At 58.5% G+C, this 13,504-nt stretch carries 12 protein-coding genes; 1 reads left to right on the plus strand and 11 read right to left on the minus strand.

Annotation, left to right across the window (positions count from 1 at the left end):
• The first annotated feature begins 70 nt into the window (after window positions 1–70).
• Window positions 71–1,717 carry an L-lactate permease gene (locus ACKFRX_RS07065; protein ID WP_408927581.1) on the plus strand — a complete coding sequence of 549 codons (1,647 nt, stop codon included), beginning with the start codon at window positions 71–73 and terminating at the stop codon, window positions 1,715–1,717.
• Between the two features lie 158 nt (window positions 1,718–1,875).
• On the opposite strand, the gene ACKFRX_RS07070 is transcribed toward ACKFRX_RS07065, so the two are convergent.
• The 11 genes from ACKFRX_RS07070 to rpe all read right to left on the minus strand — a co-directional run bounded on the left by ACKFRX_RS07070 (window position 1,876) and on the right by rpe (window position 13,492).
• Window positions 1,876–3,150, minus strand: coding sequence for an IS30 family transposase (locus tag ACKFRX_RS07070; protein WP_408927582.1), 1,275 nt, complete (start codon window positions 3,148–3,150; stop codon window positions 1,876–1,878).
• A 422-nt stretch (window positions 3,151–3,572) separates the two neighbouring features.
• Window positions 3,573–4,562 carry a DNA-binding protein WhiA gene (gene whiA, locus ACKFRX_RS07075; RefSeq protein WP_408927583.1) on the minus strand — a complete coding sequence of 330 codons (990 nt, stop codon included), beginning with the start codon at window positions 4,560–4,562 and terminating at the stop codon, window positions 3,573–3,575.
• A gap of 174 nt (window positions 4,563–4,736) precedes the next feature.
• Window positions 4,737–5,720: a uridine diphosphate-N-acetylglucosamine-binding protein YvcK gene (gene yvcK / locus ACKFRX_RS07080; RefSeq protein ID WP_408927584.1), complete on the minus strand. Its 984-nt coding sequence runs from the start codon at window positions 5,718–5,720 to the stop codon at window positions 4,737–4,739.
• Window positions 5,721–5,743: 23 nt separating this feature from the next.
• Complete coding sequence (rapZ, locus tag ACKFRX_RS07085; RefSeq protein WP_200435698.1) at window positions 5,744–6,625, minus strand: RNase adapter RapZ; 882 nt, start codon at window positions 6,623–6,625, stop codon at window positions 5,744–5,746.
• A 40-nt stretch (window positions 6,626–6,665) separates the two neighbouring features.
• The gene (uvrC, locus tag ACKFRX_RS07090; protein ID WP_408927585.1) at window positions 6,666–8,741 is read right to left on the minus strand and encodes an excinuclease ABC subunit UvrC; all 2,076 of its coding nucleotides are present in this window, start codon (window positions 8,739–8,741) and stop codon (window positions 6,666–6,668) included.
• 3 nt (window positions 8,742–8,744) lie between these two features.
• Window positions 8,745–9,293 (minus strand): PH domain-containing protein, encoded by a 549-nt coding sequence (locus tag ACKFRX_RS07095; RefSeq protein WP_040425246.1) that lies wholly within the window; start codon window positions 9,291–9,293, stop codon window positions 8,745–8,747.
• Window positions 9,294–9,368: 75 nt separating this feature from the next.
• Window positions 9,369–9,848 carry a 6,7-dimethyl-8-ribityllumazine synthase gene (ribH, locus tag ACKFRX_RS07100; protein ID WP_200435652.1) on the minus strand — a complete coding sequence of 160 codons (480 nt, stop codon included), beginning with the start codon at window positions 9,846–9,848 and terminating at the stop codon, window positions 9,369–9,371.
• Between the two features lie 29 nt (window positions 9,849–9,877).
• Complete coding sequence (locus ACKFRX_RS07105) at window positions 9,878–11,140, minus strand: bifunctional 3,4-dihydroxy-2-butanone-4-phosphate synthase/GTP cyclohydrolase II (protein WP_005324878.1); 1,263 nt, start codon at window positions 11,138–11,140, stop codon at window positions 9,878–9,880.
• Window positions 11,141–11,151: 11 nt separating this feature from the next.
• Window positions 11,152–11,766 (minus strand): riboflavin synthase, encoded by a 615-nt coding sequence (locus tag ACKFRX_RS07110; RefSeq protein ID WP_005328435.1) that lies wholly within the window; start codon window positions 11,764–11,766, stop codon window positions 11,152–11,154.
• 35 nt (window positions 11,767–11,801) lie between these two features.
• The gene (ribD, locus tag ACKFRX_RS07115) at window positions 11,802–12,824 is read right to left on the minus strand and encodes a bifunctional diaminohydroxyphosphoribosylaminopyrimidine deaminase/5-amino-6-(5-phosphoribosylamino)uracil reductase RibD (protein WP_408922628.1); all 1,023 of its coding nucleotides are present in this window, start codon (window positions 12,822–12,824) and stop codon (window positions 11,802–11,804) included.
• Window positions 12,824–13,492 carry a ribulose-phosphate 3-epimerase gene (gene rpe, locus ACKFRX_RS07120; protein WP_250408511.1) on the minus strand — a complete coding sequence of 223 codons (669 nt, stop codon included), beginning with the start codon at window positions 13,490–13,492 and terminating at the stop codon, window positions 12,824–12,826. Before rpe ends, ribD begins: the two co-directional genes overlap by 1 nt.
• Window positions 13,493–13,504 lie beyond the last annotated feature (12 nt).

A 13,504-nucleotide genomic window follows, 5' to 3' on the forward strand; every position in this document is an offset into this window, starting at 1 on the left:
CACCGTGAGAATGCTTCATGTGCCCGTAATCTCCTACGGGCAAGACCACCGTAGAAATCAAGGACTTCTCTTGTTCGAAATAAATACCTCTGCTGTGGGTGACAGCCTCGGGCTTACCGCCCTGGTGGCGATTCTCCCGCTCATTGCATTCTTTATCATGCTGCTAGGCGTAAAGGCACGCGCGCATACTTCTGGCGCCGTTGCCCTGGCAGTATCCCTCATTATTGCCATCGCCGGCTTCTCCATGCCGGTAGATATGGCTTTGTCCTCTGCCGTACGCGGCGGGCTGTTCGGGCTCCTGCCCATTGTCTGGGTCATCATTACTGCAATCTGGTTCTATGAAATCACCGTAGCTTCCGGGCGCTTCGAGGACCTGCGCAAGACCTTTGACCTTTTGGGTGACGGCGATATTCGCATCCAGGCTATCCTCATCGCCTTCTGTTTTGGCGGTTTGTTGGAGGCCCTCGCCGGTTTTGGTGCCCCCGTAGCCATTACCGCGACCATGGTCATGGCCCTCGGTGTGAAGCCACTGCGCGCGGCTACAGTAGTTCTGATTGCTAATACCGCTCCGGTTGCTTTTGGCGCGGTTGGCATCCCCGTAACCACCGCTGGCGAGGTAGCCGGTCGCAGCGCCGAGCAAACCCACGACATCGCAGCACTTATCTCCTTGCAGGTGCTGCTCATCGCCGCCATCGTGCCATTCCTCATCGCCTTCATCTTGGATGGCTTCCGCGGTGTCAAGGAAACTGCCCCGGCTGCTGCCGTGATTGGCATTTCCTTCGCGTTGACTCAGTGGTTGACCGCGACTTTCTTTGCGTACCAGCTCACCAACGTCATCGCCTGCATCGTCTCTTTGGGCTGTGCTTTCGCCTTCCTCCGGGTATGGAAGCCGAAGGGCGTCAAGGAGTTGCGCGAGCGTCTCGAGCTGCCTGCCGCTGAGTCCACCACCGACCTCAACGGACGCCGTATCTGGATGGCGCTGCTTCCCTACGCCGTAGTGACCGTGGTCTTTGCCGTGGCCACCGCCGCCCCAGCCATCTTCGGATTCCTCAAGCTCCACTTTGCCTGGCCTTTGCTTGATGACGCGATTGTCGACGCCGACGGCAAGCTCATGGATACCAGCTTCAGCTTCAATGTCTTTGGCAATCCAGGTACGCTCCTGCTGCTCTCGGGCATTATTGTTGCGGTTGTCTACCACTACTTCAATGAAAATGGCCGCTACAGCCTAAGCTTTGGGCAGCCGGTAAGCGCCTTTGGGGACGTAGTCAGCCGCATGAAGTTCTCGGCTCTTACCATCATCCTGGTGCTGGCCTTGGCCTATACGATGAACTACTCCGGCCAGACTATTGCTATTGGTGAGTTCGTCTCTTCTGCCGGCAGCATCTTTGCGCTCTTCGCCCCAGTCCTGGGCTGGATTGGTACCGCGGTTACTGGCTCCGATACGTCTGCTAATGCCCTCTTTGCCAACCTGCAGGTTGCAGCGGCAGAGCGAATCAGCGTGAATCCTGACCTCATGCTCGCGGCCAATACCGCAGGCGGCGTTGTGGGCAAGATGATCTCCCCGCAGTCCCTTGCTATTGCGGCTACCGCCGTCAATATGGAGGGCAAGGAATCAGTCATCCTGAAGAACGTAGTGGGCTACTCCATAGCCTTCCTGGCCTTTGTCTGCGTCATCGTGTTCTTGATGACCAACGTCCTAGGATTCCTCGTGCCCTAGTTCGTTAACGGTTCCCGCTAGCCGGTTGCGCACCTGCTAGCCGGGAAGGCACTAAAAATCTCCCCGCAGCTACGGCTACCGCTTCGGTACCCGCACTGCGGGGAGTTTTGTCTGAATTGATGCTTGGCGGATTCTAGGGGTCGTTGCAACGATGATGGTTAGTTTGGTTTGATGCTACCGGTTTGTGTGAGGGCGTTGGTCATGACTTCGGCTGGGGTGCGCCAGTTGAGTGCTTTGCGTGGTTTGTGGTTGTGAATGTTGGCGATCATTTCTAGGTCCTCGGCGCTGTAGATGGACAGGTCGCTGTTTTTGGGAAGGTTTCTTCTGAGCCTGCCGTTGGTGTTTTCGTTGCTGCCGCGTTCCCATGGTGATCCTGGATGGCAGAAGTAGATGGGAATGTCAGTGGCCATAGTAAAGGCTTTATGGCCAGCCATTTCGCTTCCTTGGTCCCAGGTAATTGATGACCAGATAGCTTTATCGATTCCTGTAACTGCCTTGTGCAGGGCTGTGAATACTTCTTTGCTGGTATGCCTTCCCGGTAGGTGGCCAAGGACAACAAATCGGCTGACGCGTTCTACTAGCGTGATTACCGCTGATTGGTTGTTTTTACCGAGGATGAGGTCGCCTTCCCAGTGGCCTGGCAAAATACGTTCACTTACCTCATCTGGCCGGTCGTCTATGAGGATCATGTCGTCGACGAAGCGTTGCTGGGCAGGTGTGCTGGAGCGGGTTTGGCGTTTCTTGCGTTTCTTTCTACCGGTCGGCAAGTCCAGGCCAAGGTCTTTGAGTCTTCCTTTGGCCTGCAGGTAAAAGGCGTCATAAATCGTTTCGTGACTAATGCGCATGTCCTTATCAGTGGGGTAGTCGATGGGCAGGCGATTAGAAATCTCCTCAGGTGACCATTGTGCCCGCAATTGTGCGCATACATAGTCCCATAGTCTTTTGTTGGCTAGTAGTTTCGGTATTTTCGGCCGCAACCTCCGCGCACAGGCCTTTAACTGGGCTGTTTCTGCACGATACGGGCCTTGAGCACTGTGGTTTCTGCGTACTTCACGCTGAATTGACGATGCACTTCGCCCTAAACGGCGCCCAATCTCACGCAGTGGCACATCTTCGCGGAGAAGATCGGCGATGATGACGCGTTCTTCGAAGCAAATGTAGCGATTGCTGATGCGTTTATACGGATCTACCCCGCTAGGTAAGGCGGGAGGGGCAAGCCTTCCGGATTCGATGACATCATGGCGTTGGCGCAGCGCTTTCATAAGTCTGTTATACGTGCTGGCGTCTTCGCCGACGGGTATGAACTCTTCTCGTCGACCCTGGGATTTGGTGAGTCCTTTTTCGAAATCTAAACGCAGTCGACGATCAATTCCTACTGCCGCGCCAGCATCACCACCAGGCAGGCTCGCCAGCCGAAGGCGCAGATATTCCACTCTTAACTGCGTCTGGCGGACTTTCCGAGCATACTGACTCAACCGGATATGGCACCCAGCTTCCGTAGCTACGGCATAAGCCGCAGAAAGATGCATCCCACATCTTTTAGCAGCTTGGCGTACCGACAGTCCGCTTCGGACTAGCTCTACAAGCTGGACAGCCTGGCTACCGCGGCGATCAACTCGTTTGGCTTTAAACACGACTGGCAATCCAAAGGCATGACAAAAATTCAAAGCATGCCCGTAATGACAACCAAGCTCACCAGCCGCCGAACGGACACTACGCCCACTGCCAACCAAGGCAACTAAGCCACGACGATCCGATTCAGACAACGAATGAAACGGGCCAACAACCCCAGACACAACAACACCCTCCTAAGGGAAAGTGTTGCAACGACCCTCTGAACTCAAGCTTGAGAGCGTTAGGACTCGTTAAAGAGATCGTCTGTAATCGCTTGATTGGTATCGGGGATGTCAAGCTCTTCGGCTCGTTTATCGGCCATCGACAGCAAGCGGCGAATACGCCCAGCTACTGCGTCCTTAGTCATAGGAGGCTCGGCCAACCGGCCCAGCTCTTCGAGCGAAGCCTCGCGGTGCTGAACTCGCAAGCGGCCCGCGTCTGCCAAGTGCTCAGGAACATCGTCACCCAAAATCTCCATGGCGCGGTCAACGCGCGCTGCCGCGGTAACCGCAGCGCGAGCAGAGCGCCGAAGGTTGGCGTCATCAAAATTGTCCAGGCGCCGCGAGGTATCGTGCGCCTCCCGCTTGACGCGCTTCTTTTCCCAGCTCAGGCGAGTCTCCTGAGCGCCCATCCGGGTAAGAAGTGCCCCGATAGCATCTCCATCGCGTACAACGACGCGATCTTCACCGCGAGTTTCCTTGGTCTTCGCAGAGATACCAAGGCGGCGGGCGCAGCCCACCAGTGCCAACGCAGCCTCTTGGCACGGGCAGGTAACTTCCAGCGCGGAAGAGCGGCCTGGCTCCGTGAGGCTGCCATGGGCGAGGAAGGCTCCGCGCCATGCTGCTTCGCTATCGGCCACGGTGCCGGAGATGACCTGCGGCGGCAGACCCACTACTGCATGGCCGGAGCGGGTGATAAGGCCCAGCCGACGGGTCAGCTCTTTCGCACCGGTAGAGATGCGAACCGTCACGCGAGTCTTCTTGGTGGTTCCTGCTGGGCCGGCGACATGGCTTTCGGCAGTGATGCCATAGAGGTCATCAAGAGCGTTGATGAAGCGCCGTGCAATAGCGTGGCTTTCTAGCTCTAGCTCATAGGACATGCTGTCGCCGGAAATATCTAGGTCGCCGGCGAAGCGCAACATCGCCGCCAGTTCGGCAGCGCGAGCGGACTGGCGTGGCACGACGACAGCCGTCAATTCTTCTTTGACCTGGTCGGTCAATGGTGTGGTCACCTAGTTCGCCCCATTTCTATTCTCACAGTCACGAAGTATGCATACAGGCTAGAGCCTTGGCTCACGGCCTAGTGCGGTGAAAGGATTTCTGACATCATACCGCGCGGACTCGGTCACCGCGCAGTCGGCCGAGTGCGGCCGCTCGCACGATGCCGCGGTGAATTAGCGCCGGTTCTAATCGCGAGTGCTGCGATAGTCTGAATATAGGTCCAAGAGCGCCGCAGACAGCTTTTCCGGATCGTGTTTATTGATGCTACGGCCATCGGCATCAACTTGGCTCACATCCGCAAAGGTAGCGCGGGCACCTAGGGATTGCGCGGCGCGCTGAATATAGACGCGCTCACTATCGGTGGGTAAAGCCGCCTCGTCCACCAAAATGCGGTCAATCCGCAGATCGGGGGCGTGTTGAGCGAGCACATGCAAGTGGCGCTCCGCGGAGAAACCATTAGTCTCACCGGGCTCGGCCGAAAGGTTCAAAACAACAACGCGCAGCGCATCGGAAGCAGAAATCGCATCCACTACCTCCGGCACGAGAGTATGTGGCAATACCGAACTAAACCACGAGCCTGGACCGATGGTGATGAGATCCGCGCGCTGGATGGCATCGAGCGCATCCGGATTCGCGCTGGGCTGTTCGGGCACGATGCGCACGCGCCGCACCTGGCCCGGCGTGGAAGCGACGGCAACCTGGCCGCGGACTTGGCGCATGACACGGGGGTCGTCGTCAAGCCCGGCTACGTCCGCTTCAATCTCTAGGGCCTGGTTGACTACTGGGAATACCCGCCCCTGGGAATTGGTAAGTTCTGCGATGGTATCCAGGGCAGCTTGATAATCGCCGAGCACATCCGTCAATCCCGCAATCATCAGATTGCCCACCGCATGTCCTGCCATCGCGCCATTGCCACCGAAACGGTGTTGCAAAGTTCGCGCCCACAAGTCCCCCACTGGGTCACTATTAGCCAAGGCAGCCAGCGCCATGCGCAGGTCACCCGGTGGGATGATTTCCAGCTCGCGGCGCAAACGGCCAGAGGAGCCGCCATCATCCGCGACCGTAACAATGGCAGAAATATCGGCCGCCTCGCTAAAGCGTGCGGACAGAAGGGTTTGATAAAGTCCATGGCCGCCGCCAAGGCAGACCATGTGTGAAGGATTGGTCATAAAAGCGTTAAAACTCCTGTGCTCTAACCTCGAGCGATATCCCTATGTAAGGTGCTGACGTCTAAGGTGTCATTGTCCCGCAGGCGCGCCGCAATAGCCTCTGCGACGGCAACGGACCGGTGGTGACCGCCCGTGCAACCGACACCAAGCGTGATGAAGTTCTTACCCTCATGGCGGTAGCCATCCAGCATGGTGGAAAACATCTGCAAGAAATTGTCTACGAATTCCTGCGCCGCTGGCTGCGAGAGCACATAGTGGGCAACTGGTTCATCCGTACCGCGGTATCCGCGCAGTTCTGGAACCCAATAGGGGTTGGGCAGGAACCGCACGTCTACTACTAAGTCAGCATCGCGGGGCGAGCCATTCTTAAATCCAAAGGATTCCACGGTGACATGCTGCTTTGCATTTTGCATCTCACCAAAGGCGGCCTCAATGGCACGGCGGAGATCATGAATGGATAGGTTGGTCGTATCGATAATGATATCCGCATGGGAACGCACTTCTGCCACTGCCTGGCGCTCGCGTTGGATTCCTACTTTGAGCGTGTCCCCCTCCTGCAAGGGGTGGGTGCGCCGCACCGAATCGAACCGGCGGATGAGTACATCATCGCGAGCATCCAAAAAGAGCACGGTGGGCTTCATATTAAGCTCCGTAAGCTCATCCATAATCTCCAACAGAGACCCTGGGAACATGCGCGAGCGCACATCCGTGACGGCTGCTACCTTGCCCACCGGAGTTTCTTCTTGGTTGCACAGCTTGAGAAGGTCAACAATGGCGCGAGGCGGAATATTGTGGGCCACGTAGTAGCCCTTGTCCTCAAACACTTTGGCAGCGGAACTCAACCCGCCGCCGGACATGCCGGTTATCAAAATGGGTGGAGTTTCGAAATGCGTCATGCTCTTCAGTCTAGCGCTTCAAGATTCGCTGCCTCTAGGAGAATGCCACTTAACTGCCCGCAGAATCATGCAAACTCTCGTACACGGTCTGGGCCAGTTTTGGACCAAAACCGTTGACCTCACAGATCTCATCCACAGTGGCGGCCTTGAGCTTTTTCACCGAACCGAAATGCTTGACCAGATCGGTGCGCCGTTGCGGTCCCAATCCCGGCACGGAATCGAGTACCGAGGAACGCATCCGCTTTGAGCGCTGCTGCCGATGGTAAGTAATAGCGAAGCGGTGGGCTTCATCACGAATTTGCTGCAGGAGGAAGAGCGCTTGCGAGTTACGCGGCAAAATCACCGGCTGATCATCGCCTGGAACCCAAATTTCCTCGAGGCGCTTGGCCAGGCCCACCAGGGTCACATCCACGATGCCCAACTCATCAAATACCTCTTGAGCCGCGGCCACCTGGGGCGCGCCGCCATCCACGATGAAAAGCTGCGGCGGGTACGCAAAGCGACGACCCGCTTCGGCAGATTCTTCCGCCACCTTCTCCTCTGCAAAGGAAGACTCTTCTACTTCCTCATCGGGATGGGCGAGCTTATCTTGCTTGTGGCGCTTAAATCGACGGCGCGTGATCTCTGCGATAGAACCGACGTCATCCGAGCGGCCATCGCCTGCCGCCTCCTTAATGCGGTAGCGCCTATAGTCCGACTTCTTGGGCAAACCATCTTCAAAGACCACTAGAGAAGCAACCACATCTGTGCCTTGAATGTGCGAGATATCGGTACATTCGATGCGTAATGGGGCTTGTTCCATGCCTAGGGCTTCTTGAATATCCTGCAATGCCGCCGAGCGTGCGGTGAGGTCTCCTACCCGCTTGAGCTTATGTTGGCGCAATTGCTCCTTGGCGTTTTTCTCCACCGTGGCCATAAGCTGTTTTTTATCACCGCGCTGAGGAACACGCAGGTCCACCTGGGCACCGCGCAACTCCTCCAACAACGCAACGACCTGCTCCGGTTCATCCGGCAGGGCCTGAACCAAAATCTGGCGTGGAATAACCTGCACGCGGCGGGATTTCATGTGCGATTCTTGGTCCACCCCACGCCGCTTCACGTCCGCGGCGAGCGCAGCATCTTCCCGCGCCTCTTGTTTCTCGCGCTCTACCGCATCGGAATAGAACTGGATGAGGAAATTTTGTACCAACGCGGGCAGCGCGGGATCAGGCTGCCCCTCTTCCAAGGGCTCTGAACTCGCCTGATCGCCGGCGCGTTCGACTACCCAACCGCGCTGACCGCGAATGCGCCCATCGCGAACGTGGAAAATCTGTACCGCTGCCTCAAGTTCATCCGAGTTAAAAGCAATGAGATCAGCATCCGTGCCGTCTGTAAAGACCACGGCTTGCTGTTCCATGATCTTGTCAATAGCGCCCAAGTCATCGCGCAGGCGCGCAGCGCGTTCGAACTCTAGGTTCTCGGCGGCCTGCTCCATGTCCTGGGTGAGTTTGCGGCGCACTGAACCGGTGTTGCCATTCATGAAGGACACGAGATCGTTGACCGTCTCGCGGTGGTCTTCTTTGCTTACTCGGCCAATGCAGGGTGCATCGCATTTGCCGATATAGCCCAATAGGCACGGACGCCCGAGCCGCTCATGCCGGTTATACACGCCCTTCGAGCAGGTGCGCATGGGAAAGACGCGGGTAAGCAGGTCCAAGCTTTCCCGCACGGCCCAGGCATGAGAGTAGGGTCCGAAATAGCGCACTCCTTTGCGCCGCGGGCCGCGGTAGAAGAAGGCGCGAGGGACCGTCTCCCCGACCGAAACCGCGAGCATAGGATAGGTCTTATCGTCGCGGTACATGACGTTGAAGTGCGGATCAAAGCGCTTGATCCACGTGTACTCCAACTGCAAGGCTTCCACCTCGCTGGCAACTACCGTCCACTCCACCGAGTTGGCGGTAAGCACCATTTGGCGCGTGCGTGGGTGCAGTTGCGTGATGTCCTGAAAATAGTTGGACAGCCGAGCGCGCAGGTTCTTGGCTTTGCCCACGTAGATAACGCGGCGGTTTTCATCGCGGAACTTATAGACGCCCGGGTCGGTGGGGATGGTACCAGGAGCCGGGCGGTAGGTGGTGGGGTCAGCCAATTGTTAATCCTGAGGCATGTACTTGGCTTCCACGTCGCGGAAGCGGCGGACGTTGTCGATGACGGTGTCCTTATCGCCAGATTGCAACGCCCAGACGGGGACGAATTCGAATTCGGGCAGCTCAAGGCGTGCCATACGCTGGCCTACGGGGAAGGAAAGTCCGTAGACCACCTGCCACGGATAAAAGCGCGTGCCCACGATATTGCGGACCTCTACCCCATCCTCATTGGCGCGCAGGCGTGGTCGGTTTAGAGCGATCCAAGACAGAACGGAAATGAGAACACCGACGCCAGGGAAGGCGAATTTGTCGATGGTAGTCACGTGCGCACCGGTAAAGGACACATCCAAGGTAACTCCCATGAAGATATGGATGGCCATAACGAGGATCACCCAGGCGATAGCCACCTTGCGGAGGAAAGGCGAGGTTGCCGTAAACTCCCATGGCTTAGACGTGGTCTGTGCGAAGGGATCGGCGCTGGTATAGGCCAATACTTCGGCGTCGCTAAGCTGGCGGCTGTGCTGCGGATTCTTTGGGGCCTGCGCCTCGTTCATGTGCATACTCCTTTGGGGCGCGCCCCGCCGGCCACCTTAGTGGTCAAGCATCGGGCGCTGACGCATTGCTAGCGGTTACTTCTGTGCTGCGTTTAGTGTACGCAACTGCAGCACGGTATCTAAAGCTGCAATCATAGCTTCGGCGCCCTTGTTTTCTACCGAATCTGCAAAACCAGCGCGGTCGATGGCTTGCTGCTGGTCGTTGACTGTCAGCACACCGTTAGCAACCGGGGTGGATTCATCGAGCGAGATGCGAGTCAGCGCCTGGGTGACGGAATCGCACACGTAGTCAAAGTGCGGGGTGCCGCCACGGATAACGCAGCCTAGGGCCACCACGGCATCGTAGGCACGGGCTGCGGCTTGGACCACAACGCCAAGTTCCAGCGCACCTACCACTCGGTATTCGGCAACCTCGGCCCCATTATCGGTTGCAGTCTGCACCGCCTGGGCATGGAGCTGGTCGCAGATTTCTGCGTTCCACGTAGCAGTAACCACGGCAACGCGCAGTCCACTGCCATCTACCTGGGCAATATCAGGCAGGCCTTCTTTACTCATCGCTATCCTTTCAATCGCACGTCAAAGATTTATTTATGTTCGGCGTCCCACTGGGCAACCTGCGGAAGGTCGTGTCCCATGCGGTCGCGCTTAGTACGCAAGTATTCAATATTATCCGCGTGTGCTGGGGTGGCCAGCGGCGTGTGGTGGCTGGCATCCACACCAAAGCCGCTCAGACCTTCGCCCTTATGCGGATTATTGGTCAAAAGGTTTGCGGATTCGATGCCGAGATCGCGAAGGATCTGCCCGGCCACGGAATACTCGCGGGCGTCCTCGGGCAGTCCCTGCTCTAGGTTGGCATCGACGGTGTCCATGCCCGAATCCTGCAGGCGGTACGCCTCCAACTTATGCAAAAGCCCGATGCCGCGTCCTTCCTGACCACGCAGGTAGATGACCACGCCGCGGCCTTCCTGGCTGATAAGGCGCATGGATTCATGCAGTTGGGGCCCGCAATCGCAGCGCCGTGAGCTAAAGGCATCACCGGTTAGGCATTCGGAATGGACGCGCACCATAACGTCGCGTGCGCCGCGCAGTTGGGCGGGATCCCCAGCGACCAGCGCAACGTGCTCCTGCCCGTCTACCTCATGGCGGTAACCGATGGCGGTGAAGTGACCATATTCGGTGGGTAGCTCAGTGGCAACCTGGCGGGTGACCTGCGTTTCATTATGGCGGCGCCATTCGATGAGCTGCGCGATAGAGATCATGGAGAGCCCATGTGTATCGGCAAAGCGGCGCAACTCTGGCGAGCGTGCCATATCCGTGGGGTCATCCTCGGAGACGATCTCGCACAGCACACCGGCCGGGCGCAGGCCCGCCAATCGGGCGAGATCAATGGATGCCTCCGTATGACCGTCCCGCTCCAAAACGCCGCCCGGCCGAGCACACAGCGGCACCACGTGGCCTGGACGGGTGAACTCTCCTGGAGTGGTGCTGGGGTCTGCCAGGCGGCGGATGGTTTCTGCGCGCGAGGTGGCAGAAATACCGGTGCTGCCCGTTGCTGCATCCACGGTCACCGTGTAGGCGGTGCCGCGTACATCTTGGTTGACCGCCAGCATCGGTGGTAGGTTCAACCGGTTGCAATCGTCTGGCAATAAGGGTGCGCAGATATATCCAGAGGAATAGCGCACCATGAAGGCTACGAGTTCCGGGGTGGCTAGCTCCGCGGCGAAAATCAGATCGCCTTCATTTTCGCGATCCTCATCATCGATGACAACAACCGGCTTACCAGCGGCGATATCCGCGATGGCCTGGTCGATGGAATCTAGACGGATGGAATTATCACTCGCGCTCATAAGGTAGCAGTCTAGTCCTTAGCCTCAAGGGGTTGAGCTTCGGGGTGAAGCATCTTTTCTACATACTTGGCCAGCACATCCACCTCGAGATTTACCTCTCCTCCCACCGGCAAGGCGCCATGAATAGTATCGCGCAAAGTGGTGGGGATAAGGGATACCTCGAACCAGTCTGGGCCCACGGCGCTCACAGTCAGCGAGGTGCCGCTCACAGCAATGGAGCCCTTTTCCACGACGTATCGGGAAAGCTCCGACGGCAAGCTAAACCGCAGCACATCCCAGTTCTCGGAGTTAGTTCGGCTCTGCAGCGTAGCGGTGCCGTCCACGTGGCCTTGCATAATGTGCCCGCCCAGCCGGGTGGTGGGAAGCAGCGCCGGTTCGACATTGACCGGATCGCCCTCGGCAAGGCGCCCCAAGGCGGTGCGGTCAAGGGACTCCTGCATCACATCCGCACAAAAAGTATCCGCCGACAGATCCGCCACGGTAAGGCATACGCCGTTAATGGCAATGGAATCACCCAATGCGGCCTCCGCGACGGTGCGCGGGGCACGAATGCTCAGGCGAAGCGCGTCTGCGTGCGGCTCCATTGCCTCCACGGTGCCCAACTCTTGTACTAGCCCAGTAAACACGTCCAACCTTTCTCGCTATTAGCTGTTAAGAGCGCCTAGCGCACGTATTCAATAAGAACGTCATCACCCAGCGCCTTCATTCCCACCCGGCGGAAACGGGTGGCTTCTGCCAGCGTCTGGGTCACGGGGTGCGCGAGCACGCCGCAGCCTTCGCCCAGCAAAAGTGGCGCGATATAGGCAGAGATGGCATCCACCAAATCGGCCTTCAGGAAGCTACTGGCTAGGCCTGCGCCTCCTTCCACGAGGACGTCGCGGGCACCGGTGGCGTAGAGCTCGAAGAGCGCCTCTTCGATGCTCTCGTACTGCTCGTACCCTAGCTCGCGCAGGTGGCTTGCTGCATCGCCCGCCGATTCCAAATCACGCTTGCCGATGACCACCCGGCGTGGCTGGTGCGCGCGCAGGCTCCCGTCGTGAAAGCGTGCGGTGAGCGAGGGATTATCAGCCAGCGCAGTGCCGGTACCTACCACGATGGCATCGCGGTGCGCCCTATCGGCATGCACCCAGTCGCGTGCCTCCTCGCCCGTAATCCATTGGCTGGTTCCATCGGCCGCGGCCGTAAAACCGTCCAGCGTTTGCGCGAACTTCAAGGTGACGTGGGGCCGCTGGGTGCGCACGGCGAATAGCCATGGCACCAAAGCATCCTCGGCGTGCGGGGGCTTTTCTAACTTGGCGACGTCCACTCCGGCCTCCGCTAACACTTCTGCTCCACCCGCAGCCTGCGGGGTGGGATCGGCGTGGAGGTAGTACACGCGAGCCACGCCGGCATCGATAAGCGCCTGCGCGCAGGGACCCGTGCGGCCGGTATGCGCACAGGGTTCCAAGGTGACCACGGCCGTGGCGCCGCGCGCCCTATCTCCGGCCTCCTGCAACGCCATGACCTCGGCATGCGCGCCTCCCACGGGCTGGGTGGCGCCGACGCCCACAATTTCCCCAGCTGGCGACACGATGACCGCGCCTACCGGTGGATTAGGGCTCGTGGTTCCACGTACCTCAGCACCCGCGGCCATCGCGCGCAACAGCGCTGCGGAGAGAGTGCTGTTCTGGTTCTCCGCGGCCATCAGGCACCAGCCGCCAGATCACGCAGCTGCTTGACGACGCCGGCGGGATCGTCCGACTTGAATACGGCTGAGCCTGCCACGAAAGCGTCGCAACCCGCCTCGGCGGCTGCCCCGATGGTCTCGGGCGAAATGCCGCCATCGATCTCGATGACGGTTTCAAGGCCCTGCTCATCAATGCTGCGGCGCAGTTTACGGACCTTCTCCAGCATCTCTGGCATGAACTTTTGCCCGCCGAAGCCAGGCTCCACAGACATCACGAGCACCTCATCGAAATGGTGCAGCTTATCCAACCACGGCTCGATGGCGGTGCCTGGCTTGATGGAAAAGGCCGCACACACGCCCAAATCGCGGATGCGCTGGGCCAAGTCCACTGCCGCCTGGTCATCGGCGACGGCCTCCACGTGGAAGATAATCGTATGTGCGCCCGCCTTGGCATAGGTCTCCACCCACTTTTCGGGTTCCTCGATCATGAGGTGGACATCTAGTGGCTTATTGGTGCTGCGATGGACCGTGGCCGTGATATCTGGGCCGAAGGACAGGTTGGGCACAAAGTGCCCATCCATAATGTCCACATGGACCCAGTCTGCGGTATCAATCGCCGCAAGTTCCTCGCCCAAGCGAGAAAAATCGGCGGCCAGAATGGAAGGGGAAATAATCGGTGCGGACATGCCCACCAGTCT

The organism is Corynebacterium tuberculostearicum, assembly GCF_046097465.1.
GTDB lineage: Bacteria > Actinomycetota > Actinomycetes > Mycobacteriales > Mycobacteriaceae > Corynebacterium > Corynebacterium tuberculostearicum_I.